Here is a 26,838-nt window from a genome sequence, read left to right as displayed (position 1 = left end):
CATTATCCTTGCTTTCGTCCGAACCCGGAAGGCACAGCGCCGGCTGCCGTTTGTCCCGACAAGCCGACTTCCGCCTGCAACTGTGAAAAATCGGCATGTTCTTTCTCGAGAACTACGGTGAAACCATATAAAGAGGCGCATTTCCATGATGTGTCTGACAACTTCTCAGAATTTTAAAAAAAATTTCCGTACGGCACTTAATGAAGCCGACGCCCGGGTCGCCTTGTACCAGTGAGCGCGAGTCAGACGCTCGCCACCAGAACAACCCCTTAATGGAATAGACACCATGCTGAGCCTCCACACTAACAACGCCGCACTGTCCGCCCAGACCTCGATCAACCGTACCCAGAACTCGCTGTCGACCTCGATGACCCGTCTGTCGACCGGTTATCGCATCAACTCGGCAATGGACGACGCTGCCGGCCTGCAGATCGCTTCGCGCCTGAAAGCGCAAACCTCGGGCATGGCCGTCGCCATGCGCAACACCCAGAACTCGACCTCGATGCTGCAGACCGCCGAAGGCGCGCTGGACGAAGTCGGCAACATGCTGGTCCGTATGAAGGATCTGGCAACCCAGGCCGCTGACGCTTCGTCGACCGACGACGACAAGAAGGCCATGCAGTCGGAATTCGACGCACTGGGCCTGGAACTGAAGAACGTCCTGCAGAACACCACCTTCGGCGGCACCAAGCTGCTGGTCGGCGGCACCACCGCTTCGTCGATGACCTTCCAGATCGGCGCTTCGTCGAGCGAAACCATGGCTGTCGACCTGTCGGCCGACATGACCCAGATGGCGTCGGACGTCAGCACCGCCACCGCCAACTACACCAGCACCACCACCGGCACCGAACTGACCTCGAGCGCCAACGCCACCATCGCTTCGCTGGAAACCGCGCTGAACTCGGTGAACAAGGTCCGTTCGGGCCTGGGCGCTGCCGCCAACCGCCTCGAGCACGTGTACAACAACCTGGCCAACATCAGCACCAACAGCAAGGCTGCTACCGGCCTGATCATGGACGTGGACTTCGCGACCGAAAGCGCGAACATGACCTCGAACCAGATGCTGCTGCAAGCCGGCACCGCGATGCTGAAGCAGTCGAACAGCATGTCCTCGATGGTCATGTCCCTGCTGCAGTAATCAGATTCAGTTCCCGCTCCACCCTGAAAGCCAGTCCCGCGGGACTGGCTTTTTTCGTTATGCAGTAGCGACATGCCAAAAAATATTTAGCGAAAGTGCATCCAAATACGTTCGGGCAGCGTAGAGCGTGTATCCACCGCGTTTCGGCTACATCCGGCTGCGACGGTAATGGTTACGGCATCCATTCAACCTCTACGACAGGAACTGACCATGAACAAACGTATCCCCGGGCTTCTTCTGGCTTCCACTCTCGCCTTCGTCCTGGCCGGCTGCGGCGGCGACGACGATCCGGTGGCAAGCGTCCCCGTGACCACGCCGCCGCCCACCGCCGTGACTGCAGGAGATTTGGTCGTGCTCACCACCGGCAACCGTCTGGTGTCCTTCAATCGCGATACGCCGGGCACGGCCCGCACTTCGGCGGCGGTGACCGGCCTGCAGGCGGGTGAAAGCCTGGTCGGGATCGATTACCGCCCCGCCGACGGCCAGTTGTACGGCGTCGGCAGCAGCGGCCGCATTTATACCCTGAATCCGGAAACCGGCGCGGCAAGCCTGAAGGCCACCCTGAGCGCCGACGCGGCCGACACCACGGCCCCATATACCGCCCTCGGCGGCAGCGAGTTCGGCGTCGACTTCAATCCGGTCGCAGACCGCCTGCGCGTCGTCAGCAACACCGGCCAGAGCCTGCGCATCAACGTCGACACCGGCGCCACCACCACGGACGGAAGCATCAATGGCGGAGCGGCTGGCAGCACGATCACGGCGTCCGCCTATACCAATTCCTTTGCCGGCACGACCAGCACCACACTGTACGCGCTGGACAGCGCGACCGACACCCTGTACGTGCAGAATCCTCCCAATGACGGCACGCTGGCGACCCCGGTGAGCCTCGGCCTGGATGCAGGCGCGGCCAACGGCTTCGACATCGACGCCCGCACCAACATGGGCTACGTCGTGGTCAACGCGGGCGGCACCCGGACCCTCTACACTGTCAACCTCGGCGCAACCGCCAACGCCGCAACCGCGGCCGGCGCACTGGCCCTGAGCGAAGACGCGCGCGGCCTGGCCTTGCGCGCGGGACCGGCGCCGGTGGTGCTCGCCCTGACCGATGCCGGCCGTATCGTCGCCTTCCGTCCAGCCACGCCCAACGTCTTGACTGCCGATATCGGGCTCGCCGGGCTGAATGCGAACGAAACCGTCGTGGGCTTCGATATCCGTCCGCGCGACGGCCTGTTATATGGAATCACCTCCGCCGCGCGCATCGTGACCATCGACGCGGCCACCGGCGTCACCACGGTCAAGGCCACGCTGGCCGCCGATCCTGCCGATACCACGCTGCCGTTTACCGGCATCGTCGGCAGCATGTTCGCGGTCGACTTCAACCCGGTGGCGGACCGGCTGCGCGTGATCAGCGACCGCGGCCAGAGCCTGCGCATCAACGTCGACACCGGCGCCACCACGACCGATGGCGCGATCAACCGGGCAGGCGCTGCGCCTGTCGTGACAGGTGCCGCCTACACCAACAGCATCCCGTCAGCCACTGCGACCCAGCTGTTCGACATCGATACCGACAGCGACAGCCTGGCGCTGCAAAATCCGCCGAATGAGGGCACGCTGGTGAATGTCGGCATGCTCGGCGTGGCGGTAGCGGGCGATGCGGCCTTCGACATTGCGGGGGGCGCGAATGGCATCGCGCTCGCCGCGCTGCGCACTACGGCAGGCGGTCCGTCCTCGCTGTACCGGATCGATTTGGCAAGCGGTGCGGCGACGCTGGTCGCCGGCAGTGCGGCGCCCGCGACCTCAGTCGCCGGCGCGGGCCTCGGACTGCGCGACATCGCGATTTCGCTGCGCTGACCGGGCGGCGCGCCGGTTCTAAGTCATCTTGACGGCGCGCCCGATGAACAGGATCGGACCGGTCGGCCGGCCGAGCGGCGAGCCCGCCGGCGGTTCGAGCGTGATCTCGAACAGCTGGTTCGGTTGCAGCGGAGGCAGCTTGCCGAGCGGGACCTCGACGGTCTTGCCCGGTTCGACCAGGCCGAGCGACACCGGGCCGGACCAGCCGTCGGCCTTGGTCCAGAGCTGCAGCGCGCGCGCGGCCGGCACCGCGTCCGCCCGCAGCGGCTGCAGACGCAGGCGCCCCTCATCCACCGACTGCAGTATCCAGCCAGGCGCCATGTTCCCGGGCGCGGCAAGTACCACCATGTAGCGTGCGGCTGGCGCCTGCGTCGGCTGTAGTGGAACGGTCGCCAGGACGATTGCCGCCGCGACGCCGGCTGCGGCGACGACGCGCCAGAGCGCCAGGCTGTCCCACCAGCGCGCCCGTGGCGCACTGCGCCCGGCCTTGCCACCGGCGTGTGCCGCCACCGAACGCGCGATACGGGGCCACAGTTGGGACGAGGGTTCTTCCGGCTCCACCAGCGCCGTCAGCGGCAACAGCCGGGCCTCCCATGCCTGCACGGCGGCCCGCAGCGCCGCATCCCGCGGCAGCGCCTGCTCGACGGCGCGCCGGCTTTCGGCGGACAAGGTCCCCAGCACGTATTGGCCGGCCAAGTCCTGTGGATCTTCCTTGCTCGGACTGTTCATCCCATGCACTCCCTTAATGCCGACAAGCCGCGCTTGATCCAGGCCTTGACGGTGCCGAGGGGCGACTGCAGGCGCTCGGCGATCTCGCTGTGCGAGCAGCCGTCGATATAGGCATACAGGATGCTGTTGCGCTTGCCGGCATCGAGCCCGACCAGGCAGTCGTGCAGACGGCCAATATCCTGGCGCAGTGCGATCGTCTCGTCGAGTCCGCCTGCCAGCCCAAGGGTGCCCGCATCCAGCTCCTCCAGCATGCTGTCTTCCACCGCGACCTCGCGTTCGCCGCTGCGCACCAGGCTCAGGGCCTGGTTGCGCACCACGCTGTAGATCCAGCCACGACCGGCGCCGCGCGCCGGATCGAAACTTGCGGCGCGGGTCCAGATATTCAGGAAAGCATCGTGCAGCACTTCTTCGGCAATCTGCCGGTGGCGCACGATGCGCAGCGCCACGCCCAGCAGGCGGCGGCTGTCCTGGTCGTAGATCCGGCGCAGCGCCAGCTGGTCGCCGCGCGCGCATGCCGCGAGGGCTGCTTCATAGTCGAATTCGGCCACAGCGTTCACGCCGCACCTGCCTGGCTCATGGGCACTCCAATGTCGGTTTTGTTGCTATCATGCCAATGTAACACAAGCATATAACTTACGGACCAGCTCGTTCTGGCTGGCGGCGCGAGTGCCGAAGGCGTTTCGCCGCCTATTGCACTTGGCGAATACGGTTTTTTCCTTTATACATACCCGGTTCTCAATTCTCTCGCCGACCAACGTCCTGCATGAATCTCCAGCCACCTTCCCTGCGCATGACGGCCGGTACCGTCGTCAGCGCCACCTGCGTCGTCGCCCTGCTGTATTTCGGTCGTGAAGTACTCGAGCCGCTGGCGCTCGCGCTGATCCTGAGCCTGGTGCTGGCGCCGCTGGTTCGCAGCATGACCCGGGTCGGCCTGGCGCGCATGCCGGCCGTGCTGCTGTCGGTGGCCCTGGTCGCGACCGCCGTCGGCGGGGTCGGCGCGGTGCTGTTCGACCAGCTGGTGACGATCACCCGCGACCTGCCGCAGTACCGGGCCGCGATCAAGACCAAGGTGGCCAAGGTGCGCGAACTGGTGGAGCGCCCGATCACCCGCATCGAGCAGGAGCTGAGCGCCGTGGCGCCGGTGCCGGCGGTCGAGGCCGCGCGCGTCCGGCGCGGCAACCTGGTGGTCAATCCGAACCAGCCGCTGCCGGTGGAAGTGCGCACGCCGCGCACCATGAAGGACACGCTGGGGCGCGTGATCAACCTGGTGTGGGGGCCGATCGGCGAGGCCGGCGTGGTGCTGATCCTGCTGGTCTTCATCCTGCTCGAACAGGGTTCGCTGCGCGACCGCCTGGTGCGCCTGGCGGGCCAGGCCGAGGTGAGCCGCACCATCCGCACCCTGGGCGACGCGGCGCAGGGCGTGTCGCGCTTCTTCTTCTCGCAGTTCATCGTCAACGCCACCTTCGGGGTGGTGATCGGCCTGTCCTTGTGGCTGGCGGGAATCCCGCATGCGGTGCTGTGGGGCGTGCTGAGCGGCGCGCTGCGCTTCGTGCCCTACCTGGGCGTGCTGCTGGCCGGCGCCATCATCGCCGTGTTCGTGGCGGCGATCGATCCCGGCTGGTCGCTGGCCGTTACCTGCATGGCGATCTTCCTTGCTTTCGAGCTGGTGCTGGCCAACTTCATCGAACCCAAGGTGTATGGCCACAGTTCCGGGCTGTCGCCGCTGGCGGTGATCGTCTCGGCCCTGTTCTGGGGTGCGCTGTGGGGCCCGGTCGGCCTGCTGCTGTCGACCCCGCTGACCCTGTGCCTGGTGGTGGCCGGGCGCCACGTGCGGGCGCTGGCGCCGATCACGATCCTGCTGGGCGACGCGCCCAACATGTCGGACGCCGAGCGCTTCCACCAGCGCGTGCTGGCCGGCGAGGCCGACGAGCTGACCAAGGACGCGCGCGCCTACGTGCGCCGCTACAGCTTCGCGCGCTACTGCGACCACGTGCTGCTGCCGGGCCTGCGCATGGCGGTGTCCGACCTCGGCACCGGCACCATCGACAAGGCCCAGGAAACACGCATGCGCGCGGTGATCGCCAACATCGCGGAAACCGTGGCCTGTGCCTCGGACGGCGGTGCGCGCAACCGGCGCAAACCGGTGCCGCTGCTGGACGCCAACATCGGCGCCCACCTGCGCCAGATGCGTGAGGCGCGTTTCGGCCGCTGGCAGGGCTCGCTCGACGTGCCGCACGGCTCGATCGTGCTGTGCGCCGGCCTGCCCTCGGAGCGCGACGAATTCCTGACCGAACTGCTGGTGCGCGCACTGCGCGAGGGCGACGTCGACGCCCGCAGCCTGGTGGTGGGCACCCCACTGGAACGACCTGAGGGCAGCACCCCGGAACTGGTGTCCACGGTTTTCATCACCTATCCGCGCCAGGACAACTTCGATGCCTGGCGCGCGGCCGTCGCCGAGCTGCGCCACGACCTGCCGGAAGCGCTGATGGTGACCGTGCTGCTGCCGTATGACGAGCAGCTGCCCAAGCGGGCGCTGGTCGAGGCCTATGTCGACATGATCCTGCGCTCGTTCGAGGAAGGCCTCGCCTTTGTGGCGCCGGACCGTAGCGCGCCGGCGAAAACCAGCGCTGCCCCGGAGCTTGTGCGTTGAGCATTCGGAATCGTCAAATTTGTTGTTTTTCCGCCTTGCTCGTGTGAAAAATCACGAGCTTTTTGCCCCAGTCTTTACGGTTCATGATGTTTCGCACGTAAAATGCTTTCCTATCGGCATTACTTTTATAACGGCGGAATATGAAATCGGTTCAACAAGAAGTCGACGAGCGCAGCAACCTCACCAGCAACAACAAGTTCGAACTGCTCCTGTTCCGCCTCGGCGGCGATGAAAACGGCGAGCGCAGCGAACTGTTCGGCATCAACGTATTCAAGATCCGCGAAATCGTGGCCATGCCCGAAATCACCGCCGTGGCCGGCTCGATGCCGCACGTGCTGGGGGTAGTCAACCTGCGCGGCCAGATCATCCAGGTGCTGGACCTGCCGGCGATCGCCGGCGTCAAGCCCAAGACCGGCCTGAACATCATGCTGGTGACGGAATTCGCCCGAACCACCCAGGCGTTTGCCGTCGAAAGCGTCGAGGAGATCGTGCGCCTGGACTGGAACCAGGTGATGTCGGCCGAACGCACCGCCGCCAGCGGCATGGTCACCAGCATTGCGCGCCTGCCGGAAGAAAACGGCCAGCCGGGCCGCCTGGCTCAGGTGCTCGACGTCGAGACCATCCTGCGCGACATGAACCCGGATTCCGGTCCCGAGATCAACCAGCAGACGGTCGGCTCGAAGATCCAGATCAAACCGGGCTCGGTGGTGCTGGCGGCCGACGATTCGGTGGTTGCGCGTGCGCTAATCGAACAGGGCTTCGAAGCCATGGGCCTGCCCTTCATCATGGCCAAGAGCGGCAAGGAAGCCTGGGACCAGCTCAACAGCATCGCCAGCACCGCCGAAGCCGAAGGCAAGTCGGTGCACGACAAGGTCGCCCTGGTGCTGACCGACCTCGAGATGCCGGAAATGGACGGCTTCACCCTGACCCGCCACATCAAGAAGAGCGCGCGCTTTTCCGGCCTGCCGGTGATCATCCATTCCTCGCTGTCGGGCACCACGAACGAAGAGCACGTCAAGAACGTCCAGGCCGACGCCTACGTGGCGAAGTTCTCGGCCGAAGACCTGGCGACCACAATCCGCCGCGTCCTGCGCCAGTAAGGCGGCGCACGCTCGCGTCAACCCGGCGCGCATGGAATCCGTTGTGATGTAACAAACGCTAACACAATCTCCCGTGTGCGCACCGGCAGTCGATATACTATTGACAACAAGCCGGTACGCAATCGGGGGTACCTGCTAGGCGGAGGGCGACTTCCGCCGACCGGACACGCGGGGCCTCCCCGCAGAGAGCGAACCATGCCGCAACGACGACGCGATGACGATACTGCAGTGACTGCCGAGTACGCCTTCTTTCTGGCGGAAACCCGGGGCCTGCGTTTCGCCCTCGATTACCTCGACAACTGTCACATTCCACGCGACATCCTGCTGCGCGCGCTCGACCAGCCCGAACAACGCCGCCGCATCGAACGGCGCCGCTATCCCCGCAACGATTGACCTCTGAAACGCGCTGCGCGCCGGCGCGCGGCGTGCTACCGTAGCTGCTGGAACGAGGAATGGCCATGCAGCGCAGCTACCGTTGGCGCCCCACGGAGGGCATCGGGCTCGAACACCTGATCCTGGATCACCGCGAGGACGTGATCGTCGCCGACGGAGTCGTGATCGGCGACCGCGGCGACGGCCCGTTCGGCTGCAGCTACCGGATCTGCTGCGATACCGGCTGGCGCGTGCGCTCGCTCGAAGTGCACACCGCCGGCGGCCGTTTCCTGGTGCTCACCAGCGACGGCGACGGCCACTGGCGCGACAGCGACGGCCGCGCCTTGCCCCGACTCGACGGCTGCATCGACGTCGACCTCGCCGCCACCCCGTTTACGAATACCCTCCCGATCCGTCGCCTCGGCGAGGCGCTGCACCAGCGCACCGGCATCGCAGTCGCCTGGGTCGCCGTCCCCTCGCTCGAGGTGCGGCGCCTTGATCAGGCCTATACGCGCCTGGCCGACGGGCGCTGCCTGTACGAGGGACCAATCGGCGAGTTCCAGGCCGAGCTCGAGCTCGACGCCGACGGCCTGGTGCTGCACTACCCTTCGCTGTTCACCCGGGTCGATGCGCCCTGAGCGCGCAGGCGCTCCTCGACCCGGCCCAGCAGGGCCTCCAGCTGGGCGCGCTCGGCCCCGTCCAGCCCGGCCAGCGCCTGCGCCGCCAGCCGTTCGCCGTGGCGGCGCACCTCGGCGTACACCGCCGCACCCGCCGGCGTGAGATGCAGGCGCGTGCTGCGGCGGTCGAGCGCGTCCGCACGCACCTCGACCAGGCCCTTTTCGCGCAGGCCCTGCACCAGCCGCGTCACCTGGGCCTTGTCGCGCCCCGAACGTTCGGCCAGGTCGCGCTGGGTCGCTCCGGGATGGCGCGCGATATAGCCGAGCGCCCGGTTTTCCATATGGCTCAGCTCATGCTCGGTCGCCCGCAAGGAGCGGTATTGCTGCGCCCGGAACAGATGCATGATCTCGTGGATCGCCTCGAACACACCATCTCCGCCCGCAGGCGGATGGTTGACATCATCAACTAAATTTTCCATAATAGGTGACATTATCAACCAATTTGGACCAACATGGAACAGCCAAACCGCAAGGGCGTACAGCGTGTGCGCCACGAACTGCGCATTCGCGACGTGGCGGTCAGCCGCGTCGACCCGCTGGGCGACAGTTTTCTCGCCATCAGCTTCCAGGGCGAGGCACTGGAAGGCTTCGTCTCCGCGTCTTTCGATGACCACGTCAAGTTCATGTTCGAGATCGAGGGCAAGCAGCTGCGGCGCGACTACACGCCGCTGTGGTACGACGCCGACAAGCGCGAGCTGACCCTCGAATTCGCCCTCCACGAAGGCGGCGGCGCGTCCGACTGGGCGAAAAGCGCGGCGGTCGGCCAGCAGGCCGTCATCGGCGGCCCGCGCGGGTCGATGATCATTCCGATGGAGTACGACTGGTACCTGCTGGCAGGCGACCGCAGCGCCCTGCCCGCCATCCGGCGCCGGCTGGCCGAACTGCCGCTCGGCAGCCGCGCGATTGTGGTCGCGGCCGCTAGCGGAGCCGATCGCCTGCCGCTGCCGACCCAGGCGCAACTGGATCTCACCTGGGTCGAGGACGACCAGGGCCTGCTCGCCGCCTTGCGCGACCTAACTCTGCCGCTTGGTGAGGGATTCGCGTGGTTTGCCGGCGAAGCCGCGACGGCCAAGCAGGTCCGGTCTCTGCTCGGCGACGGGAAAGGCATTGCCAAAGAAGCCATGCGGGTGTCGGCTTATTGGAAGCAGGGTGTGGCCGACCACCACGAGAATCTGGAGTAAAGGGTCAAAAAGCAGCGATGCTGCTAACCCAGTCAATGACTTAAGGCCTTGATCTGGCTATAATTTCGGCCTTCGCATCAAGGATCCCGCCATGTCACTGCTCGACCACCAGCTTGAACTGCTGTCGCCCGCCAAAACCGCCGAGATCGGCCGCGAGGCCATCCTCCACGGCGCCGATGCGGTGTACATCGGCGGCCCCGCCTTCGGCGCGCGCCACAACGCCAGCAATCCGCTGGAAGACATCGCCAGCCTGGTCGAGTTCGCGCACCGCTACCGCTCGCGCATCTTCGTGACCATGAACACGATCATGCACGACAGCGAGCTCGAGCTCGCGCGCAAGCAGATCTGGCAGCTATACGAAGCAGGCGTGGACGCCCTGATCATCCAGGACATGGGCCTGCTCGAAATGGACCTGCCGCCGATCCAGCTGCACGCCAGCACCCAGTGCGACATCCGCACCGTGGAAAAGGCGCGTTTTCTTGGCGACGTCGGCTTCTCGCAGCTGGTGCTGGCGCGCGAACTCACGGTCGAGCAGATCCGGAAGATCAAGGCCGAAGTCGACACCCCGCTCGAATACTTCGTGCACGGCGCCCTGTGCGTGGCCTTCTCGGGCCAGTGCTATATCTCGCACGCCGATACCGGCCGCAGCGCCAACCGCGGCGACTGCTCGCAGGCCTGCCGCCTGCCCTACACCCTGAGCGACGGCCAGGGCCGCGTGGTGGCCTACGAAAAGCACCTGCTGTCGATGAAGGACAACGACCAGAGCCGCAACCTGGAAGCCCTGGTCGACGCCGGCATCCGCTCCTTCAAGATCGAAGGGCGCTACAAGGACATGGGCTACGTGAAGAACATCACCGCCCACTACCGCCTGCTGCTCGACGAACTGCTCGAGCGCCGTCCGGAATTCGCGCGCGCCGCCAGCGGTTCGACCCGCGTGCTGTTCACCCCGGACGTCGACAAGAACTTCCACCGCGGCCATACCGATTACTTCGCGCTCGGCCGCCAGGACGACATCGGCGCTTTCGACTCGCCGAAGTACATCGGCGTCGAGCTGGGCAGCGTGACGCGCATCGGTCCGGATTTCATCGAGCTGGCGACGAATGCGGCCATGGCCAATGGCGACGGCCTGAACTACATGAACAAGCGCGATACGGTCGGCATCCAGGCCAACACGGTGGAGAAGCTGGGCGAAGACGAGGACACCCAGCGCTGGCGCGTGTTCCCGAACGAAATGGTGAAGAGCCTGGCTGGCCTGAAGGTCGGTACCATCGTTCACCGCAACCGCGACCACCAGTGGGAATCGGCACTGAGCAAGAAGTCGTCCGAGCGCAAGGTGCGCGTCGACATCGTGCTCGGCGAGCAGCCGGGCGGCCTGCGCCTCACCCTGGTCGATGAGGACGGCATCGAGACCGTGACCGGCGCCGACATCGCCCTGCAGCCGGCCCAGCAGGCGGCGCAGGCGGACAGCGCGCTGCGCACCAACATCGCCAAGCTGGGCAACACGATGTTCGAGGCCGGCGCGGTGGAGCTGCAACTGTCGCAGCCCTGGTTCGTGGCCGCCAGCGCGATCAATGCGCTGCGCCGCGACGCCATCGCCGCGCACGAAGCGGCGCGCCTGGCCGCCTGGGACCGTCCGGAGCGCAAGGCGCCCGCCGAGCCGCCGGCGATCTATCCAGAACAGCAGCTGAGCTATCTGGCCAACGTCTATAACGACAAGGCGCGCGCCTTTTATCACAAGCACGGCGTGCAGCTGATCGACGCCGCCTACGAGGCGCACGAAGAGCCGGGCGAAGTGTCCCTGATGATCACCAAGCACTGCCTGCGCTTCTCCTTCAACCTGTGCCCAAAGCAGGCCAAGGGTGTGCAGGGCGTGCAGGGCCAGGTCAAGGCCGAGCCGATGACCCTGGTCAGCGGCAACGAGCGCTATACCCTGCGCTTCGACTGCAAGCCCTGCGAGATGCACGTGGTGGGCGCGATGAAGGACAACATCCTCAAGCAGCCGCCGCCTTCGGCCGTCCCCTACAGCCCACTGGTCTTCCATAAGCAGCGCCCGCGTGCCTGAGTCTTGAGAAGACGATAAAAAACGCCGCCCGGTTGCCCGAGGCGGCGTTTTTCATTGAGGCGGCGAATGTCAGTCGACGGTCGCGCCGCTTTGCTTGACCACCTTGCCCCAGCGCGCGTGCTCGGCCGCGACGAACTTGCCGAAGTTCTCAGGCGTATCGCCCACGAAGTCCGAACCGGTATCGGCCAGCACCTTCTGGAATTCCGGCTGCTTCATGACCTTGACGGCTTCCGCATTGATCTTGGCGACCACATCTTTCGGGGTCTTGGCCGGTGCGAACATGCCGTACCAGGCGTAGGACTCGATCTGCGGCAGGCCGGCTTCGGCGAAGGTCGGCACATCCGGCAGCAGTGGCGAGCGCTTGGCGCTGGAGATCGCGATCGGCTTGACCTTGCCGCTCTTGATGTGCGGCATGATCGCGATGGTGCTGTCGAACATCACCGGAATATGGCCGCCCAGCAGGTCGGAGATCGCCGGCGCCGAGCCTTTATAGGGCACGTGGGTCATCTCGAGCTTGGTCACGCTGGCGAACAGTTCGCTGGTCAGGTGCTGGGGCGTACCGTTGCCCGAGGAGCCGTATGAGAACTGGCCCTTCTTCGACTGGATATAGGCCATCAGTTCCTTCAGGTTCTTGGCCGGCACCGATGGGTGGGCGACCAGCACCAGCGGCACGCGCAAGAGGTTGGTGACCGGCGCCAGATCCTTCAGCGGGTCGAAGTTCATGTTCTTGTACAGGCTCGGGTTGATCACGATCGGTGCGCTCGAGGTGATCAGGAGGGTCATGCCGTCCGGCTTGGCGCGCGTCACCGCCGCCGTGCCGATGTTGCCGCCGCCGCCCGCGCGGTTGTCGATCACGAAGGATTGTCCCAGCCCCTGGGTCAGGCCCTTGGCCAGCGGACGCGCCGCAATGTCCGACGGGCCGCCCGGCGGCCACGGAACCACCACCGTCACCGTCGAGCTTGGCCAGCCCTGCGCCAGTGCGCTGATGGACATCACCGATGCCGCCAGGGCAAAGGCAAATTGTTTGGTGCCGAAGAGTCGTCGCATAGTCTCCATCCTTTGTTAGTGAATTGGCATTGAGCGACAGTGTATCCTATTCAGCCCCCGGCAACACAGCGGCTACTACGTAGGCGGTATTTGCGCGAATTGAGGCCAGGATGACACCCGCACGGGGTAATTACAACATTCCCGTCAATTTTCGCAAAGGAAATCTAGATTTATTAATAGAAATGAACTACGCTGTAGGAACTCTCCTACTTTCCCACGAACATGGACCGCAGTTACCCCTACAGCCGCCGCCTGCTGTCACGCGCCCGCCTGCACAAGCGCATGGCTGTGATGGCTGCCGCCGGCTTGCTCGGCGCGACGGCGATGTTCATGCTGACGTGGAAACCGGACCCGATCGCTTCCGCCGTTCAGGCATCTGCCCTGCTGGCGTCGACAGATGGCGTGCAGAGCGTGCGCGGCGTGCGCCGCGTCTATCCCTATTCCGTGGTGCCCGGCGGCGTGTCCGGCAAGACCGAACTGGCGCGCGTGATCCGCACCGATCGGGTGGTGGCAAGCCATTACGCTACTTTCGACGTCGACCAGGCGCGCCCGGTCGTGGTCCAGAAGCCGCGCGCGGTGCACGTGTCCTATCGCAAGGGTGGACAGGTCTACTGGACTGCCCACAAGGTCATGCTGGCGCCGGGCGAGACCTTGCTGTCGGACGGACGCAGTGAAATGCGGGCACGTTGCGCGAACCGGATTTCGGACGTGGCCCAGTACCCGGTGGAAGCCCACCAGCCCGCCATGGATGAACTCGACAATGCAGTCGAGCTCGATGAAGACGAAGAATACGCGCTCGGCCCGGACGGCCTGCCGGTGTCGACGGCCGGCGGCGGCGGCATTCCACGCCACACGGGCCAGCGCTCGCCCGGCCGCCTCGGCGGCGGTGGCGGCGGCGGCGCGGCGCCGGGTGCGACGGCGCCGGACAGCATGCTCGCAAGCAGCACCTTCTCGCCCGCTTCCGCGATGAGCACCGCGATGGGCATGGCAGGCTCGTCCAGCAGCATGGGCAGCCGCCCGCGGCCGGCCGCGACGCCGGCCCCCACCCCCACACCCACCGGTTCGGGCGGCAGCGAGAGCAGCAGCGGCGGCTCGTCCGGGTCGCAGCCCACGTCAGGCGGCGGCGAACCCGTCTCTGCACCAGGCGCCGGCACCGACGTCGTCACATCGCCCGGGATTCCCGAGACCGGCGCCGGACAGCCGCCGACGGGCCTGCCGCCAGTGACCGGCGACCCCGGCACCGTGCCCGTGCCGGGTACGTCGCCGGAGCCGGATCCGATGCCGGTGTTCACGCCCGAGCCACAGCCGCAGCCGGGCAATCCGGTGCCGACCCCGCCGGCCGGCAATGGCCCGCTGTTCCCGCCGACCGGACCGGAGACCGGCCCCTTGATCCCGCAACCGCCGCTCACGCCGGCGCCTCCGCTCGAAAGCGTCGAGCAGGAACCGAAGGCGCCCAACACCGTGCCGGAACCCGGCAGCGCCTGGCTGCTCGCCGGCGCGCTGGCCTCGATGCTGGGCCTGCGCCGGCGCGCCCGCTTCAAGCGGGAATCTTGAGTCCGGCAGCAACGGCCGGACGCGCGCGGAAGGCTTCGAGCGCGGCCTGCACGCGCGGGAAATCCTGAAAGCCCACGAGTTCGCCCGCGTCGTAGAAACCGACCAGGTTGTTCACCCAGGGGAAGATCGCGATGTCCGCGATGCTGTACTCCTCGCCCGCCACCCACCGATGCCTTGCCAGCTGGCCTTCGAGCACGCCGAGCAGGCGTTTTGACTCGTTCACATAGCGGTCGCGCGGGCGCTTGTCCTCAAGTTCGCGGCCGGCGAACTTGTGGAAGAAGCCGAGCTGGCCGAACATCGGCCCAATCCCGCCCATCTGGAACATCAGCCACTGGATCGCGGCGTAGCGCCCGGCCGGGTCGCTAGGCAGGAACTTGCCGCTCTTCTCGGCCAGGTAGATCAGGATCGCGCCGGATTCGAACAGCGGCAGCGGCTTGCCGCCCGGTCCGTTCGGATCGAGGATGGCGGGAATCTTGTTGTTCGGGTTGAGCGAAAGGAAGGCCGGCGACATCTGGTCGTTCGTCTCGAAGCTGACCTTGTGCGCCTCGTAGGGCAAACTGGTCTCTTCCAGCATGATCGAGGCCTTCACGCCGTTCGGCGTGGGCAGCGAGTAAAGCTGGATGCGGTCAGGATGCTGTGCGGGCCACTTGGCAGTGATGTCGAAAGCGCTGAGGTCTGGCATGGTGTTGTCCACGAGGATTGATGGACTGCCAACGATAGCAAACTTCCCACGCGCTTGCCGGAGGCGGCCTAATGCCGGTCAGTTAGTGACAATTGTAGGGTGGGCGGCTTGCCCGCCCACGCGGTGAGCGTGGTGATATGAACAGCCGCACGGGCTATAGTACTGTGATTTGACCGCGTGGGCGGAAGACCCGCCCACCCTACGGATGAGCGATGGCCCTTAAGTGACTGGCATTAGGAGGCGGCCCGCTTTTAGCGCTTCTTAGCCGAACAGCTTGTTGGCGGTGCGTGCGATCAGTTCACCCTGGTGGCGTGCGCCGCCCAGTTCGATCTCGCTCGGCTGGCGCTGGCCCTGGCCGCCCGCGATGGTCGAGGCGCCATAGGGGCTGCCACCGACGATCTCGTCGAGCGACATCTGGCCTGCATAGCTGTACGGCAGGCCAACGACTGTCATGCCGAAGTGCAGCAGGTTGGTGATGATCGAAAACAGCGTCGTTTCCTGGCCGCCGTGCTGGGTGGCGGTCGAGGTGAAGGCGCCGCCCACCTTGCCGTTCAGGGCGCCGCGCGCCCACAGGCCGCCGGTCTGGTCGAGGAAGGCCGCCATCTGGGCCGGCATGCGGCCGTAGCGGGTTGGCGCGCCGATGATGATGGCGTCGTAGTCCGGCAGTTCGTTGACGGTCGCGATCGGCGCATCCTGCTGCAGCTTGAAGTGGGCGTTCTTGGCGATCTCTTCCGGTACCGTTTCGGGCACACGTTTCACGTCCACCGTCGCGCCGGTCGAGCGCGCGCCTTCCGCGACGGCATTCGCCATCTGCTCGATGTGGCCATAGGTGGAGTAATACAGAACCAGGACTTTCGACATGCCTTCCTCCCTGTAGTGATTGGCAAAACCCCTATTCTGCTGCGATCGCCGATTTCGCGGCACGCGCGAGGCTTTATGCGCCGCTGAACCAGCTTAGGGCCGCTTGCGCGATTTCCGGTGGAATCACGTGCTCACCCTCGAACTCTTCGTAACGCAGCGGATACCCGGCGGCGCGCAGCTGGCGCACGATCCGGCGGCTGCAGGGGTCGATCGGAAGGATGGGATCTTCCGTGCCATGCGAAATGAACACCTTCGGCTCGCCACGCGCCTGGAGCGGCCCGATGAAGCCGGGCGAAAAGGCCAGGATGTGGCTGAACAGGTCACCGTTGGCCAGGCCCAGCGACAGCGCATACGAGGCGCCGTCCGAGAAGCCGCCCACCGCCAGCCGTGTGGCATCGACGTGATAACGCGCGAACACGTCGTTCAATGCGCGGTCGGCCAGGTCGCGGTCGGGTCCGTAGCTGCGCCCGGCGATGATGTCCCAGGTATTGCGGCGTGAGGAAGGCGCAATCAGGATCAGACCGGCCTGGTCGGCCAAGTGCAGCAACACGCGCAAGCCGTCATGGGCATGGCCGCCGGCGCCGTGCAGAAGCAGGACGAGCGGGGCTGGCGTCTCGGGCTTGTATTGGTTGGAAACGAAGACGTAGCTGTCGCGGGTGCCGCCGACGGCCAGCTCGTGCAGGCCCATCGGGGAATCAGCGGGAAAGACGGTGGTGGCGGGCGCGGGACGCGCCGCCAAGCGGGCATCGGCGGACATGGGGCCTCCTCGGACGGGTGGCCCGGGCAGGCAAGCCTTACCCGGTCAGATCCAGTAGATGAAGGCGGCCAGCGCGATCACCAGTAGCACGCGCGTGATGTTGTAGGCGGTCTTGTTCCACGCCTTGAAGCGGCGGCGGTACTGGCCCATGTAGAAAGAGATGCGGAACAGCTTGCTCACCAGGCCGACCTGGTCGCCCGTTTCGTTGGGCGAGGCGGCGGCAGTCATCACGGTGCGGCCGAACCAGCGATTGAAGGACCCCATCCAGCGGTAGCGCATCGGGCGCTCGACGTCACAGAACAGGATCACGCGGTCGCTTTCGCTGCCGTTGATGGCCCAGTGGATGAAGGTTTCGTCGAACACGACGCCCTGGCCGTCGCGCCAGCTGTGGCGTTCGCCGTCGACTTCGATGAAGCAGCGGTCGTCGTTCGGCGTGGCCAGGCCCAGGTGGTAGCGCATCGAGCCGGCGAAGGGGTCGCGGTGCGGGTTCAGCTTACCGCCCGGCGGCAGCTCGGCGAACATCGCGGCCTTGACCGAGGGGATAGCCTGCAGCAGCGCATAGGTCTGCGGGCACAGGCGCTCGGCCGATGGATGGCTGGCGTCATACCATTTCAGATAAAAGCGCTTCCAGCCGTTCTTGAAGAATGAATTGAAACCCGCGTCGTCATTCTGCTCGGCGGCCTTGATCTTTTTGAGGGCCAGCAGGTTTTCGGCTTCGGCGCGGATGATCGGCCAGTTCTCCTGCAGCTTCGCCAGTTCCGGGAATTCGCTCACCGGGATGAAGGGCGTGCTCGGCACCTTCGAGAACTTATGCATGAAGATGTTGATCGGCGCCATGAACGACGAGTGGTCGAACAGCTGGCGACGGAAAGGCAGGCGCACGCGGCCGCGGAAGTGGATATGCAGGATCGACAGGATATAAAATCCGACCACTAACCACTTCATTACGTCCTCCGTCCTTGCTGGCTTGCCTGATAAGGGACGCAGGATACCACAACGGCCACTCAGCCGTCGAAGGCGGGGTCGTTATTCCGTGGAACCATGTTGCGCCGGCTAAGCGCGGTGCGCGCGCCGGCGCGGGGTCGATACTTCAGTCCGGCGAGGCTGCCGGACTGAGAGAAACTCAGTGCTGGACCGAGGTGATCGCATACCCTTTTTCGCTGATCTGGCCGGCCACGTTCTGCAGGTCGTAGTCTTCCAGTTCGTCGGCATCGTCCGCCACCTCGATGGCACGGACTTCGATTTCCCAGTCGGTGTTGGTGGCTTCTTCAGGGATGTTGCGTGCTTCCGGCACCGCCAGGTAGGACAGTTTGCCGTCGTTTTCTGGTCTGCGGTAAATATCCAAGCGCATAGTCGTTTCCTCAAGTCAAAGCCCGCTTTCCCGATGAAAGCGGGCACCCACAGTAGAAAAGATTAAGGCGCTGTCGTCTGTTAATTGACCCACACTCAGCCGCGCACTCAGCGGCCGGGCGATGCCCCGAGTATGCGCGCGGGCAACATCACAATGGCGCGCAACAGTTCGAACACGGCCTCGACGCCGACACCGAGCAGCCGGAACGGCAGCAGAAGCAGCCACACCAGCGGGTACAGCACCAGGGCCAGCAGGGCGATGGGCCAGCACAGGAACAGCAGCAGCAACCATAGCAGGAAACCTAACATTGTTCTCGTTCCTTTGGGTGGTAAGGGGTAGGAGAACTGTAAGTTACCGGGACGGGAGCGACAATCCGTGTGCGACGGACGGGGCAAAAGGCGGGGTGGACGGGGAAATTTGCAGGGTGAGCGGCGCGAAATCCGCCCACCTGCGGAGGCATCAGGCGAAGGCCGCGACCTGCTCCGTGACGCGTTGGTTCACGACCTGCGCGCGCAGCGAAGCCTGCAGCGACGGAATCGACCCGCCCGCGCGGTACTGGAAGGCCACGTGCACCAGGTCGCCCGCCTCCACCTTCACCGGCTGGGCCAGCGGCAGCGTCATGTAGTGGTTCAGCCAGTCGATCGTGTTCGACTCTTCCTGCACGATCGCCAGCACGTTCTTGGTGATGAAACGCATCGCATTGAGCATGCCGCTCTTCTCCGCCACGATCCCGCCTTCCCAGGCGAACACATTGTCGACCGGCTGGCTGAAGTCGATCAGGCTGTACACGGCCGGCTGGCCGAGCTCGACGGTGCCCGGGTAGACCACGCCGGTTTCCTGGAACTGGACGATCGGGGCGTAGAAACCCTCGAAATCGTATTCCTGCTGGATCGGCTGGGCCGCCATGATCACGGCTTCCGGCAGGAACACCGGCAGCGGGCCGCCGAACTTGGCCAGATAGCGGCGCTTGAAGGATTCGATCACCTCGACCTGCTTCTCGCGGAGCATGGCGACGTGGATCATTTCGCAGATCACGACGTCCACCGGCTCGGGCGGCAGGTAGTCGAAGGCGTCGGCGTGGATCACCTCGACCTTGTGGCCGTTGGGATTCACCGCCAGGAACTTGCGCGCCTCACGCACCATGTCGGGATTGAATTCAACGCAATAGACCTTCGCCGCCTGCTGAGCCGCGAAGAAGGACAGGACGCCCGTCCCGCCACCCAGTTCCAGCACCTTGGCGCCAGGTTTCACCGCATAATGGATGGCAGACTTGAAGCTGTGCATCCTGTTCTGGTCCATCAGCATGTTGTGATGGTAGTGGACTGGAATGAACTGCCCCAGGTAGCAGCTTTCGATTTCGCGTTCGTTCAGCATCGGTATCCTCGACGTACAAGTTGTACAGTGAAGCCATTATGGCCAAGGATGCACGGCGCCCATGCGTCGAGCTGGAGGGTGTTTACCGTCCAGTTCCCACAGGAAATGCAAAAAACGTCAGCGTTTGAAGGAAGTAATGCTTGCGGCGATGTCGGTCTGGCCGGCGCGCTCCGCGATCTGGGCCGCAGTCAGGCCCTCCGTGTTCTTGAGCTGCGGATTGGCGCCCCCCTCCAGCAGCAGCCGGACCACAGCGGGCTGGCCTTCGCGCGCCGCCATCATCAGGGGCGTGTAGGCGCCGCTTTCACGCGGCGAGACCGCATCCAGCTTCGCCTTGCGGGCAATCAGGAGGCGCGCGATGTCCTCGCTGCCGGCGGCGGCCGCGTAGTGTAACGGCGTCCAGCCGGCGCGGTTGACCTGCGCGCCCTTGGCCAGCAGCGCCTCGGCGGCGCGCCGGTTGTTCTTGAAGGCGGCCATCATCAGCGCCGTGTTGCCGTTCATCGCCTTTGCTTCCAGGTCGGTGCCCGGATGGGCGAGCAGCGCATCGAACACCCGCATCGAACCCTCGCGCACCGCCAGCACCAGTGCCGGCTCGCCGCCCACCGGGTTGATCTCGTTGGCGTTGACTTCCTTGCCGACCATCCCCTTGACGGCCGAGACGTTATCGACCTGCACCGCACGGAAGAAATCCGCGATCTGCTGCGGCGTGGCAGCTGTCGCCACGCCGGAGGTCAATACGGATACGACGAGGATGGCGCGGCGGATGAGAAGCATAGTCAGGCTTTCGCGGTCTGGAACAGGTTGAAGAAGTTCTCGCTGGTCTGCGCGGCGACGTCGCGCAGCGACACGCCCTTCAGGTTGGCGATGAATTCGCCCACGTGGGCCACATAGCCCGGCTCGTTCATCTTGCCGCGGAAGGGTACCGGCGCCAGGTAGGGCGAATCGGTCTCGATCAGCATGCGTTCTAGCGGAACGGCCTTCGCGACTTCCTGCAGCTCCTTGGCGCTCTTGAAGGTGACGATGCCGGAGAACGAGATGTAGAAGCCCTGCTCCATGGCGGCCTGGGCAACCTCCAGCGATTCGGTAAAGCAGTGCATGACGCCGGCCACGCCGCCCGCCTCGGTGCCGGCGCCCTCTTCCTTCATGATGCGGATGGTGTCGGCGGAGGCGGCGCGAGTATGGATGATCAGGGGTTTGCGCGTTTCACGCGAGGCGCGGATGTGAGTACGGAAGCGCTCGCGCTGCCATTCGAGGTCGCCCTCGAGGCGGTAATAGTCGAGACCGGTTTCGCCGATGGCGACGATCTTCGGGTGGTTGGCCAGCTCGACCAGCTGCTGGACGGTGGGTTCGGGCGTGTCTTCGTAGTCGGGGTGGACGCCGACGGAAGCAAAGATGTGGGGGTGTTCTTCAGCGAGGGCGCGCACCTGCGGAAAGTCCGGCAGGTCGACGGAAACGCACAGCGCGTGCGTCACCTTGTTCTCGGCCATCTTGGCCAGGATCTCGGGCATCCGGGCAGCCAGCTCCGGGAAATTGATGTGGCAGTGGGAATCGATAAACATCCCGTCATTTTAATCCAGTCGGCTCCGGTCCGTCGCTGCCGGTGCTTGCTCTACAATATCCTAAGGACCACTGGACGGGATGCGCATGGCAATCGAGAACTTCAACTACGGATCGGACGATTCCGGGCTGGTATGGGGCTACCTGATGGCGCCGGCGGCGCCGGCGGTTCCCATTGGTACGGTTGAAGCCATGGAATGGCTGGCGCGGCGGCCGCCCTCGCAATTCATCTGGATGCATTTCAATCTGTCGAACTCGGCCAGCGAGCGCTGGCTGCGCACCCAGGCGGGGCTGCCCGAGGAATTCTTCGCCGCCCTGCACCAGGGCTCGCGCTCGACCCGCATCGAGGCGGCCGACGATGCCCTGATCGCGGTCGTCAATGACGTGCTGCACAACTTCACGCTGGACGACGCCGACATCTCGACGCTGTGGGTGCACGTAACGCCCTACGGCGTCTTCAGCGCGCGTCGCAAGCCGCTGGAATCGATCGAACGCCTGCGCCAGGCACTGCGGCAGGGCGAAACCTTAGACAGTCCAATCCAGTTGCTGGTGCACCTGCTGCGCGACCAGGCCGAGGTACTGGTCAACATCGTGCGTGAAGCGGTGGCCCGGGCCGACGTGATCGAGGACCAGTTGTTGTCCGGTCGCCCCACCCGCAAGCGCGAAGACTTGGGCGCCCTGCGGCGCGTCCTGGTACGGCTGCGCCGCCTGCTGGCGCCGGAGCCGGCGGCCGTGTTCCGCCTGCTGCAGCGTCCACCGCTGTGGATCACCGCGCACGACCTGCAGGACCTGCGCCAGGCGACCGAAGAATTCGACGTGGTGCTGAGCGACATGAGCGCTCTGCAGGAACGGATCAAGCTGCTGCAGGAGGAGATTGCCGCTGGCGTCAACGAAGACAACAACCGCAGCCTCTTCCTCCTGACCATCGTGACCGTCATGGCCCTGCCGATCAATATCGTCGCCGGCCTGATGGGGATGAACGTGGGCGGGGTGCCGCTGGCCGAACACCCGCACGGGTTCCTGATCGTACTCGGCCTGATCGGCGGCTTCAGTGCCCTCGTCGCCTGGGTCCTGCTGAGGCTGCAGCGGCAGCGCTGAACGGAGTCAAGCGACCCGCTTCCCGAGGATGATCAGATCGCGCTCGATGCCATCCAGGTTCGCGACGCGTGGGAAATGCGCCCACTTCTCGAAGCCGTATTGTCCGAACAGCGCCAGGCTCGGCGCATTGTGGCCGAAGATGAAGCCCAGCAGCGTATGCACGTTTACCTTCGGCGCATGCGCAATGGCCAGCTCCAGGCAATAGCGCCCGATGCCTTTGCCACGCGCCTGTTCCGCGATGTAGATCGACACCTCGGCCGTCCCCGAATAGGCCGGGCGGCCGTAAAAATTCGAGTAGGACAGCCAGCCCAATACTTCCGGCTGCTCAGCAGTATCCTCAGCAGAATGGATCACCCACAGCGGCCGGCGCTCTGGCGTATGGTCGGCAAACCAGGCTTCGCGCGACTGCACCGTGATCGGTTCGGTGTCGGCGGTCACTTCACGCGAAGCGATGGTGGAATTGTAGATATCGACGATGACCGGCAGGTCGTCGCGGGTGGCAAGGCGGTGGACGTAGGACGGCATAGATTAAGCGAGGCTGATCCAAAGTCAGCAAAGGTAAGGAAAACTGAACTAGAGGGTATGCGTGGCGCGCGAGGAGCGCAGTGCAGCGCCGAGGATTTCTTCGATCCTCAGCTTGGCGCGCTGGCCGGCTTCGTCCGCCGGGAAGTGCACGCCGATGCCCTGCGCCTTGCTGTTGTTCGCGCCAGCCGGGGTGATCCAGGCCACCTTGCCGGCGATCGGGTATTTGTTGGGGTCGTCCATCAGCGACAGGATCAGGTAGATTTCGTCGCCGATTTTATAAGGTTTGGTGGTCGGCACGAACATGCCGCCGTTCTTCAGGAAGGGCATGTAGGCGGCGTACAGCGCGGCCTTTTCCTTGATCGCCAGCGACAGCACGGACGGCCGCGGCGGCTGCGGGGCCGCCGTTCCCTGCTGCTCTCCGGGGGTGGCGCTCATCGGTTTCCTTTCATGCACAGCACGAAGTGTACTCAAGCAACATATCTTCGACAAACAATTTCGCCGAAAGGGGATGGTCGGCGACGGCGCGGCGCTCGTTGGCGGCCTTGATCGCCCGGTTCAGATTGCCGGTCGCTACCCTGCCCGCCAGTCCGGCAAGCTCCTTCTGATAGCGCGGATAATAGCGGATTCGGCCGGACAGCTTCACCGACAGCACATCGTACAGCCAGCGCTGCTGCCAGGCGACCAGCGCCGACAACTGCGCCTTGGCCAGCTTCTCGGCCGCGCGCAAGGAGCCCTCGACGCTCGGATTGGCCAGGAAGTGCAGCAGCACATCCATCTCTTCGCGGCTGCCGGCTTCCGCCTCCGCCAGCGCGGCGAGCGGCGCGCCGCCCTGCTCGCGCAGCCAGCTGTCGGCATCCTGCACACCCTGGGCCTTGAGCCAGGCCAGCGCCTCGTCGTGGGCCGGCATCGGCAGCGCGAACTTGCGGCAGCGCGACAGGATGGTCGGCAGGAGGCGGTCCAGGCTGTTCGAGGCCAGCAGGAACACAGTGCCCGGCGGCGGTTCTTCCAGGGTCTTGAGCAGCGCATTCGAGGCCGGCATATTCAGCGCTTCCGCCGGATACAGCACCACCACGCGCAGGCCCTGGCGGTGGGTCGAGATGTTCATGAAGTCGCCCAGTGCGCGCACCTGCTCGATCTTGATTTCTTTCGACGGCGCCTTGGTCGACTTGGCCTTGGTGGCGGTCTCGCCGCCCTCCTCGACCTCACCTGCCGGATCGTCTTCCAGCGCCTCCGGCCGCACGCGGCGGTAGTCCGGGTGGTTGTTCTGCAAGAACCAGCCACAGGACGCGCATGCGTTGCAGGCGTGGCCGTCGGGGCGCACGTTCTCGCACAGCAGAGCCTGGGCAAAGGTCTCCATGAAATCGGCCTTGCCGACCCCAAGCGGGCCGTGGAACAGGATGGCGTGCGGCAGTCGTTCGCGCATCTGCTGCAGGCGCTCCCACGCCGTTTGCTGCCAGGGGTACATCGTCACAACAATTTCTCCAACACTTCAGCCAAGCGCACCTGGATGGCCTCGATGGTCTGGGTCGAATCCACCACCACGATGCGCTCGGGGAATTGCGCCGCGCGGCGCAGGTATTCGTTACGGCATTTCTCGAAGAACGCCGCCTGCTCGCGCTCGAACTTGTCGAGGGTGCGGGTGGCGTCCAGGCGCTCGCGGGCCACCTCCAGCGGCACGTCGAACAGCAGGGTCAGGTCCGGCTGCAGCTTCGGATGCACCCAGTGTTCCAGCGCTTCCAGCCGGCTGCGGTCCAGGCCCCGGCCGCCGCTCTGGTAGGCGAAGCTGGCGTCCGTGAACCGGTCCGACAGTACCCAGTCGCCGCGCCCCAGGGCCGGCTCGATGACTTGCGCCATGTGCTCACGGCGGCTGGCGAACATCAGCAGGGCTTCGGTTTCCAGGTGCATCTTCTCGTGGAGCAGCAGTTCGCGCAGCTTTTCGCCCAGCGGCGTGCCGCCCGGTTCGCGCGACGACACCACGGTCTTGCCGCGCGACGCCAGGAACTCGGCGACGAAGCCGATGTGGGTCGATTTGCCGGCCCCGTCGATGCCTTCGAAGGTGATGAACTTGCCTTGCACTTCCCTACCGCCTTGCGTCATTTGCCCGTCCGCCGCTGATACTGGTTGACTGCACGGTTGTGCTCGTTCAGGTTCTCCGAGAAATGGCTGGTGCCGTCGCCGCGCGACACGAAATACAGCGCCTGGGTCTTGGCCGGCGCCAGCGCCGCCGCCAGCGACTGCACGCCCGGCAGCGAAATCGGCGTGGGCGGCAGGCCGGTGCGGGTATAGGTATTGTACGGGGTGTCGGTCTGCAGGTCCTTCTTGCGGATGTCGCCGCCGAAGCGCTCGCCCATGCCGTAGATCACGGCCGGGTCGGTCTGCAGCATCATGCCGGTACGCAGGCGGTTGACGAACACGCCGGCGATCATGCCGCGCTCGCTCTTCTGCCCGGTTTCCTTTTCGATGATCGACGCCATGATCAAGGCCTCGTACGGGTTCTTGTACGGCAGGCTCGGATCGCGCGTTTCCCAGGCAGCCTTCAGGTGGTTCAGCATGGCCTGGTGGGCCTGCTTGTAGATGGCCAGCTCGGAGGAGCCCTTGGCGAACAGGTAGGTATCCGGGAAGAACAGGCCTTCCGGATTGGTGTACTCGCTCGAAATCTTCTTCATCAGCTCGTCGTCCGAGAGCTTGACGGTGTCGTGACGCAGGCGCTCGTGGGCCGCGAGGGCGGTGCGCATCTGCTTGAAGGTCCAGCCTTCGACGATGGTGACGGCTTCCTGCGCGAATTCGCCGCGCACCAGCTGGCGCAACAGGTTGCGCGGCGTGGTGTTCGGCTTGAGCTCGTAGCTGCCGGCCTTGATCCGCCCGGCTTCGCCCGTGACGCGGGCCAGGATGTTGAACAGCTGCGGATTGACCGGCACGCCGGCCTTGACCATCTGCTGGGTGGCCACGCCGACGCCGACGCCCGGGTCGATGGTGAAGTCGATTGCCGGACCGTCTGTCGTCAGCGGGCTTTTGGCCCAGTATGAAAAGCCGGCGACTGCGGCGATCGAGACGATGACGCCGGTGACCACTAATTTTTTGATGAATGCCATGGGTTCTTGTTTTGGTTTTCGCCGTGGGTTTTGCCCACCTCGGCGCGATTTTGCCGACATCTTTATAATGAGCCCGTAATGATAAAGCTTATTTGCTACTGAATTGCTAATACTAACGGGATTATGAGTAACTGGACAGATACCCTTTCCTCGATGGGCGCCCGCTTCCATATTGACGAAGCCGCCCAAGTGGAAGATTTCGGCCGCGCATTGACCGCCGCCGAACTGGCCGACGGCTTCTTGGCCCCCGTCACCGACCTCGGCATCATTGCCGTTGCGGGAGACGATGCCGCCAGCTTCCTGCACAACCAGCTCACCAACGACGTCGAGCACCTCGGCCTCGGCGAAGCGCGCCTGGCCGGCTACTGCACTCCCAAGGGCCGCCTGCAGGCAACCTTCCTGTACTGGCGCGACGCTGACGCAGTGTACCTGCAACTGCCGCGTACGATCCAGCCGCCGCTGCAGAAGCGCCTGACGATGTTCGTGCTGCGCGCCAAGGCCAAGCTGCGCGACGCCACCGACGAAGCGCCCTTCGCGGCCGTGCTCGGCATCGGCGGCGCCAAGGGCGAGACAGCCCTGCGCCGCCACGTGGCGCAACTGCCGGACGCAGCTTACGGCAAAGTCGACGGCCAATCCGGCACCGTGATCCGCCTGGCCGACGTCTTCGGCGCGCCGCGCTACCTCTGGCTGACCGATGCCGAGACGGCGACCGCTGCGCTGCCGGGTCTCGCCGGCGAACTCGCGCTGGGCGGCAACCAGGCCTGGCAACTGGCGTCCATCCACGCCGGCGTGCCGCAGGTGACCGCCGCCACCCAGGAACAGTTCGTGCCGCAGATGGTGAACCTCGAGCTGCTGGGCGGCGTCAATTTCAAGAAGGGCTGCTACCCGGGCCAGGAAATCGTCGCGCGCAGCCAGTACCTGGGCAAGCTCAAGCGCCGCACGGCGCTGGCCACGGTGGCCAACCCGGCCGCCCGCGCCGGTGACGAGGTATTCTCGATGCTTGACCCCGGCCAGCCTTGCGGCATGGTCGTGAATGCGGCCGCCAATGGCCTGGGCGGCGCCGACCTGCTGGTCGAGATGAAGCTCGACGCGCTCGGCGAAGATGTGCGCCATGGCGCCGCCGGCGGCCCGGTGCTCAGCTTTCAGCACATGCCCTACCACCTCGACGCGCTCGACGTCTAGC

29 protein-coding genes are annotated in these 26,838 nt (G+C 65.3%); 11 read left to right on the top strand and 18 right to left on the bottom strand.

Annotated features, from left to right (window positions below; translation table 11 throughout):
* The first annotated feature begins 286 nt into the window (after positions 1 to 286).
* Both LK542_RS08260 and LK542_RS08255 read left to right on the top strand, forming a co-directional pair.
* Entirely contained in the window at positions 287 to 1,138 is an 852-nt protein-coding gene (locus LK542_RS08260) for a flagellin (RefSeq protein ID WP_227811520.1), read from the top strand.
* A gap of 210 nt (positions 1,139 to 1,348) precedes the next feature.
* Complete coding sequence (locus LK542_RS08255) at positions 1,349 to 2,989, top strand: DUF4394 domain-containing protein (RefSeq protein ID WP_227811519.1); 1,641 nt, start codon at positions 1,349 to 1,351, stop codon at positions 2,987 to 2,989.
* Between the two features lie 18 nt (positions 2,990 to 3,007).
* On the opposite strand, the gene LK542_RS08250 is transcribed toward LK542_RS08255, so the two are convergent.
* Positions 3,008 to 3,718: an anti-sigma factor domain-containing protein gene (locus LK542_RS08250; RefSeq protein WP_227811518.1), complete on the bottom strand. Its 711-nt coding sequence runs from the start codon at positions 3,716 to 3,718 to the stop codon at positions 3,008 to 3,010.
* Positions 3,715 to 4,275, bottom strand: a complete 561-nt coding sequence (locus LK542_RS08245) for a sigma-70 family RNA polymerase sigma factor (protein ID WP_227811516.1) — start codon at positions 4,273 to 4,275, stop codon at positions 3,715 to 3,717. Before LK542_RS08245 ends, LK542_RS08250 begins: the two co-directional genes overlap by 4 nt.
* Positions 4,276 to 4,481: 206 nt before the next feature.
* Here LK542_RS08245 and LK542_RS08240 point away from each other — a divergent pair, with 206 nt between their 5' ends.
* From LK542_RS08240 to LK542_RS08225, 4 genes are all read left to right on the top strand, one after another.
* Positions 4,482 to 6,368, top strand: coding sequence for an AI-2E family transporter (locus LK542_RS08240; protein ID WP_227811514.1), 1,887 nt, complete (start codon positions 4,482 to 4,484; stop codon positions 6,366 to 6,368).
* Between the two features lie 140 nt (positions 6,369 to 6,508).
* A complete protein-coding gene (locus LK542_RS08235; protein WP_227802990.1) occupies positions 6,509 to 7,468 on the top strand; it encodes a chemotaxis protein in 960 nt (319 codons plus the stop codon).
* Positions 7,469 to 7,663: 195 nt separating this feature from the next.
* Positions 7,664 to 7,861, top strand: coding sequence for a hypothetical protein (locus tag LK542_RS08230; protein WP_227811513.1), 198 nt, complete (start codon positions 7,664 to 7,666; stop codon positions 7,859 to 7,861).
* 65 nt (positions 7,862 to 7,926) lie between these two features.
* Positions 7,927 to 8,478 (top strand): putative glycolipid-binding domain-containing protein, encoded by a 552-nt coding sequence (locus LK542_RS08225; protein ID WP_227811511.1) that lies wholly within the window; start codon positions 7,927 to 7,929, stop codon positions 8,476 to 8,478.
* Here LK542_RS08225 and LK542_RS08220 read toward each other — a convergent pair.
* The gene (locus LK542_RS08220; protein ID WP_227811509.1) at positions 8,442 to 8,885 is read right to left on the bottom strand and encodes a MarR family transcriptional regulator; all 444 of its coding nucleotides are present in this window, start codon (positions 8,883 to 8,885) and stop codon (positions 8,442 to 8,444) included. The two genes, LK542_RS08225 and LK542_RS08220, sit on opposite strands and share 37 nt — an antisense overlap.
* A gap of 84 nt (positions 8,886 to 8,969) precedes the next feature.
* On the opposite strand from LK542_RS08220, the gene LK542_RS08215 reads away from it, so the two are divergent.
* Both LK542_RS08215 and LK542_RS08210 read left to right on the top strand, forming a co-directional pair.
* Positions 8,970 to 9,698, top strand: coding sequence for a siderophore-interacting protein (locus tag LK542_RS08215; RefSeq protein ID WP_227811507.1), 729 nt, complete (start codon positions 8,970 to 8,972; stop codon positions 9,696 to 9,698).
* Between the two features lie 91 nt (positions 9,699 to 9,789).
* Positions 9,790 to 11,760: a U32 family peptidase gene (locus LK542_RS08210; protein WP_227811506.1), complete on the top strand. Its 1,971-nt coding sequence runs from the start codon at positions 9,790 to 9,792 to the stop codon at positions 11,758 to 11,760.
* A gap of 69 nt (positions 11,761 to 11,829) precedes the next feature.
* On the opposite strand, the gene LK542_RS08205 is transcribed toward LK542_RS08210, so the two are convergent.
* The gene (locus LK542_RS08205) at positions 11,830 to 12,807 is read right to left on the bottom strand and encodes a tripartite tricarboxylate transporter substrate binding protein (RefSeq protein ID WP_227811504.1); all 978 of its coding nucleotides are present in this window, start codon (positions 12,805 to 12,807) and stop codon (positions 11,830 to 11,832) included.
* Between the two features lie 222 nt (positions 12,808 to 13,029).
* Between LK542_RS08205 and LK542_RS08200 the strand changes: the two genes are divergently transcribed.
* Positions 13,030 to 14,361, top strand: coding sequence for a PEP-CTERM sorting domain-containing protein (locus LK542_RS08200; protein ID WP_227811502.1), 1,332 nt, complete (start codon positions 13,030 to 13,032; stop codon positions 14,359 to 14,361).
* Here LK542_RS08200 and LK542_RS08195 read toward each other — a convergent pair.
* The 9 genes from LK542_RS08195 to LK542_RS08155 all read right to left on the bottom strand — a co-directional run bounded on the left by LK542_RS08195 (position 14,345) and on the right by LK542_RS08155 (position 20,942).
* On the bottom strand, positions 14,345 to 15,043 hold the full coding sequence (locus tag LK542_RS08195; protein WP_227811500.1) for a glutathione binding-like protein: 699 nt from the start codon (positions 15,041 to 15,043) through the stop codon (positions 14,345 to 14,347). The two genes, LK542_RS08200 and LK542_RS08195, sit on opposite strands and share 17 nt — an antisense overlap.
* Before the next feature lie 261 nt (positions 15,044 to 15,304).
* A complete protein-coding gene (wrbA, locus tag LK542_RS08190; protein ID WP_227811499.1) occupies positions 15,305 to 15,904 on the bottom strand; it encodes an NAD(P)H:quinone oxidoreductase in 600 nt (199 codons plus the stop codon).
* A 73-nt stretch (positions 15,905 to 15,977) separates the two neighbouring features.
* Complete coding sequence (locus LK542_RS08185; RefSeq protein WP_227811498.1) at positions 15,978 to 16,661, bottom strand: alpha/beta hydrolase; 684 nt, start codon at positions 16,659 to 16,661, stop codon at positions 15,978 to 15,980.
* 45 nt (positions 16,662 to 16,706) lie between these two features.
* Positions 16,707 to 17,606 carry a lipid A hydroxylase LpxO gene (gene lpxO / locus LK542_RS08180; protein ID WP_227811497.1) on the bottom strand — a complete coding sequence of 300 codons (900 nt, stop codon included), beginning with the start codon at positions 17,604 to 17,606 and terminating at the stop codon, positions 16,707 to 16,709.
* A gap of 178 nt (positions 17,607 to 17,784) precedes the next feature.
* Positions 17,785 to 18,012, bottom strand: a complete 228-nt coding sequence (locus LK542_RS08175) for a DUF6139 family protein (protein ID WP_227803003.1) — start codon at positions 18,010 to 18,012, stop codon at positions 17,785 to 17,787.
* Positions 18,013 to 18,119: 107 nt separating this feature from the next.
* Positions 18,120 to 18,320, bottom strand: coding sequence for a hypothetical protein (locus LK542_RS08170; protein WP_227803004.1), 201 nt, complete (start codon positions 18,318 to 18,320; stop codon positions 18,120 to 18,122).
* Positions 18,321 to 18,471: 151 nt separating this feature from the next.
* On the bottom strand, positions 18,472 to 19,386 hold the full coding sequence (locus LK542_RS08165) for a methyltransferase domain-containing protein (RefSeq protein WP_227811496.1): 915 nt from the start codon (positions 19,384 to 19,386) through the stop codon (positions 18,472 to 18,474).
* Positions 19,387 to 19,503: 117 nt separating this feature from the next.
* Positions 19,504 to 20,157, bottom strand: a complete 654-nt coding sequence (locus LK542_RS08160; RefSeq protein ID WP_227811495.1) for an ankyrin repeat domain-containing protein — start codon at positions 20,155 to 20,157, stop codon at positions 19,504 to 19,506.
* 2 nt (positions 20,158 to 20,159) lie between these two features.
* Positions 20,160 to 20,942 (bottom strand): TatD family hydrolase, encoded by a 783-nt coding sequence (locus LK542_RS08155; protein WP_227811494.1) that lies wholly within the window; start codon positions 20,940 to 20,942, stop codon positions 20,160 to 20,162.
* Between the two features lie 79 nt (positions 20,943 to 21,021).
* Between LK542_RS08155 and LK542_RS08150 the strand changes: the two genes are divergently transcribed.
* A complete protein-coding gene (locus LK542_RS08150; protein ID WP_227803008.1) occupies positions 21,022 to 22,038 on the top strand; it encodes a transporter in 1,017 nt (338 codons plus the stop codon).
* 6 nt (positions 22,039 to 22,044) lie between these two features.
* Here the strand turns inward: LK542_RS08150 and LK542_RS08145 are convergent, their stop codons facing one another.
* The 5 genes from LK542_RS08145 to mltG are packed head-to-tail and all read right to left on the bottom strand — an operon-like array spanning position 22,045 to position 25,655.
* On the bottom strand, positions 22,045 to 22,563 hold the full coding sequence (locus tag LK542_RS08145) for a GNAT family N-acetyltransferase (RefSeq protein WP_227803009.1): 519 nt from the start codon (positions 22,561 to 22,563) through the stop codon (positions 22,045 to 22,047).
* 48 nt (positions 22,564 to 22,611) lie between these two features.
* A complete protein-coding gene (locus LK542_RS08140) occupies positions 22,612 to 22,998 on the bottom strand; it encodes a PilZ domain-containing protein (RefSeq protein WP_227803010.1) in 387 nt (128 codons plus the stop codon).
* Between the two features lie 10 nt (positions 22,999 to 23,008).
* Entirely contained in the window at positions 23,009 to 24,028 is a 1,020-nt protein-coding gene (locus LK542_RS08135) for a DNA polymerase III subunit delta' (protein WP_229521231.1), read from the bottom strand.
* Positions 24,029 to 24,030: 2 nt separating this feature from the next.
* The gene (gene tmk, locus LK542_RS08130) at positions 24,031 to 24,660 is read right to left on the bottom strand and encodes a dTMP kinase (RefSeq protein ID WP_227811493.1); all 630 of its coding nucleotides are present in this window, start codon (positions 24,658 to 24,660) and stop codon (positions 24,031 to 24,033) included.
* Positions 24,657 to 25,655 carry an endolytic transglycosylase MltG gene (mltG, locus tag LK542_RS08125; protein WP_227811491.1) on the bottom strand — a complete coding sequence of 333 codons (999 nt, stop codon included), beginning with the start codon at positions 25,653 to 25,655 and terminating at the stop codon, positions 24,657 to 24,659. The genes tmk and mltG overlap by 4 nt, the downstream gene beginning before the upstream one ends.
* 123 nt (positions 25,656 to 25,778) lie before the next feature.
* Between mltG and LK542_RS08120 the strand changes: the two genes are divergently transcribed.
* Complete coding sequence (locus LK542_RS08120) at positions 25,779 to 26,837, top strand: folate-binding protein YgfZ (RefSeq protein WP_227811490.1); 1,059 nt, start codon at positions 25,779 to 25,781, stop codon at positions 26,835 to 26,837.
* Position 26,838: the final 1 nt, after the last annotated feature.

The organism is Massilia sp. IC2-477 (genome assembly GCF_020707265.1).
GTDB lineage: Bacteria > Pseudomonadota > Gammaproteobacteria > Burkholderiales > Burkholderiaceae_D > Telluria.
This window is presented reverse-complemented; position numbering and strand designations above follow the sequence as displayed.

Bases quoted from the DNA above. Each gene is read 5' to 3' on its own strand.
- LK542_RS08260 (WP_227811520.1), top strand. From the start codon at position 287: ATGCTGAGCCTCCACACTAACAACGCCGCACTGTCCGCCCAGACCTCG.
- LK542_RS08255 (WP_227811519.1), top strand. From the start codon at position 1,349: ATGAACAAACGTATCCCCGGGCTTCTTCTGGCTTCCACTCTCGCCTTC.
- LK542_RS08250 (WP_227811518.1), bottom strand. From the start codon at position 3,718: ATGAACAGTCCGAGCAAGGAAGATCCACAGGACTTGGCCGGCCAATAC.
- LK542_RS08240 (WP_227811514.1), top strand. From the start codon at position 4,482: ATGAATCTCCAGCCACCTTCCCTGCGCATGACGGCCGGTACCGTCGTC.
- LK542_RS08235 (WP_227802990.1), top strand. From the start codon at position 6,509: ATGAAATCGGTTCAACAAGAAGTCGACGAGCGCAGCAACCTCACCAGC.
- LK542_RS08230 (WP_227811513.1), top strand. From the start codon at position 7,664: ATGCCGCAACGACGACGCGATGACGATACTGCAGTGACTGCCGAGTAC.
- LK542_RS08225 (WP_227811511.1), top strand. From the start codon at position 7,927: ATGCAGCGCAGCTACCGTTGGCGCCCCACGGAGGGCATCGGGCTCGAA.
- LK542_RS08215 (WP_227811507.1), top strand. From the start codon at position 8,970: ATGGAACAGCCAAACCGCAAGGGCGTACAGCGTGTGCGCCACGAACTG.
- LK542_RS08210 (WP_227811506.1), top strand. From the start codon at position 9,790: ATGTCACTGCTCGACCACCAGCTTGAACTGCTGTCGCCCGCCAAAACC.
- LK542_RS08205 (WP_227811504.1), bottom strand. From the start codon at position 12,807: ATGCGACGACTCTTCGGCACCAAACAATTTGCCTTTGCCCTGGCGGCA.
- LK542_RS08200 (WP_227811502.1), top strand. From the start codon at position 13,030: ATGGACCGCAGTTACCCCTACAGCCGCCGCCTGCTGTCACGCGCCCGC.
- LK542_RS08195 (WP_227811500.1), bottom strand. From the start codon at position 15,043: ATGCCAGACCTCAGCGCTTTCGACATCACTGCCAAGTGGCCCGCACAG.
- wrbA (WP_227811499.1), bottom strand. From the start codon at position 15,904: ATGTCGAAAGTCCTGGTTCTGTATTACTCCACCTATGGCCACATCGAG.
- LK542_RS08185 (WP_227811498.1), bottom strand. From the start codon at position 16,661: ATGTCCGCCGATGCCCGCTTGGCGGCGCGTCCCGCGCCCGCCACCACC.
- lpxO (WP_227811497.1), bottom strand. From the start codon at position 17,606: ATGAAGTGGTTAGTGGTCGGATTTTATATCCTGTCGATCCTGCATATC.
- LK542_RS08175 (WP_227803003.1), bottom strand. From the start codon at position 18,012: ATGCGCTTGGATATTTACCGCAGACCAGAAAACGACGGCAAACTGTCC.
- LK542_RS08170 (WP_227803004.1), bottom strand. From the start codon at position 18,320: ATGTTAGGTTTCCTGCTATGGTTGCTGCTGCTGTTCCTGTGCTGGCCC.
- LK542_RS08165 (WP_227811496.1), bottom strand. From the start codon at position 19,386: ATGCTGAACGAACGCGAAATCGAAAGCTGCTACCTGGGGCAGTTCATT.
- LK542_RS08160 (WP_227811495.1), bottom strand. From the start codon at position 20,157: ATGCTTCTCATCCGCCGCGCCATCCTCGTCGTATCCGTATTGACCTCC.
- LK542_RS08155 (WP_227811494.1), bottom strand. From the start codon at position 20,942: ATGTTTATCGATTCCCACTGCCACATCAATTTCCCGGAGCTGGCTGCC.
- LK542_RS08150 (WP_227803008.1), top strand. From the start codon at position 21,022: ATGCGCATGGCAATCGAGAACTTCAACTACGGATCGGACGATTCCGGG.
- LK542_RS08145 (WP_227803009.1), bottom strand. From the start codon at position 22,563: ATGCCGTCCTACGTCCACCGCCTTGCCACCCGCGACGACCTGCCGGTC.
- LK542_RS08140 (WP_227803010.1), bottom strand. From the start codon at position 22,998: ATGAGCGCCACCCCCGGAGAGCAGCAGGGAACGGCGGCCCCGCAGCCG.
- LK542_RS08135 (WP_229521231.1), bottom strand. From the start codon at position 24,028: ATGTACCCCTGGCAGCAAACGGCGTGGGAGCGCCTGCAGCAGATGCGC.
- tmk (WP_227811493.1), bottom strand. From the start codon at position 24,660: ATGACGCAAGGCGGTAGGGAAGTGCAAGGCAAGTTCATCACCTTCGAA.
- mltG (WP_227811491.1), bottom strand. From the start codon at position 25,655: ATGGCATTCATCAAAAAATTAGTGGTCACCGGCGTCATCGTCTCGATC.
- LK542_RS08120 (WP_227811490.1), top strand. From the start codon at position 25,779: ATGAGTAACTGGACAGATACCCTTTCCTCGATGGGCGCCCGCTTCCAT.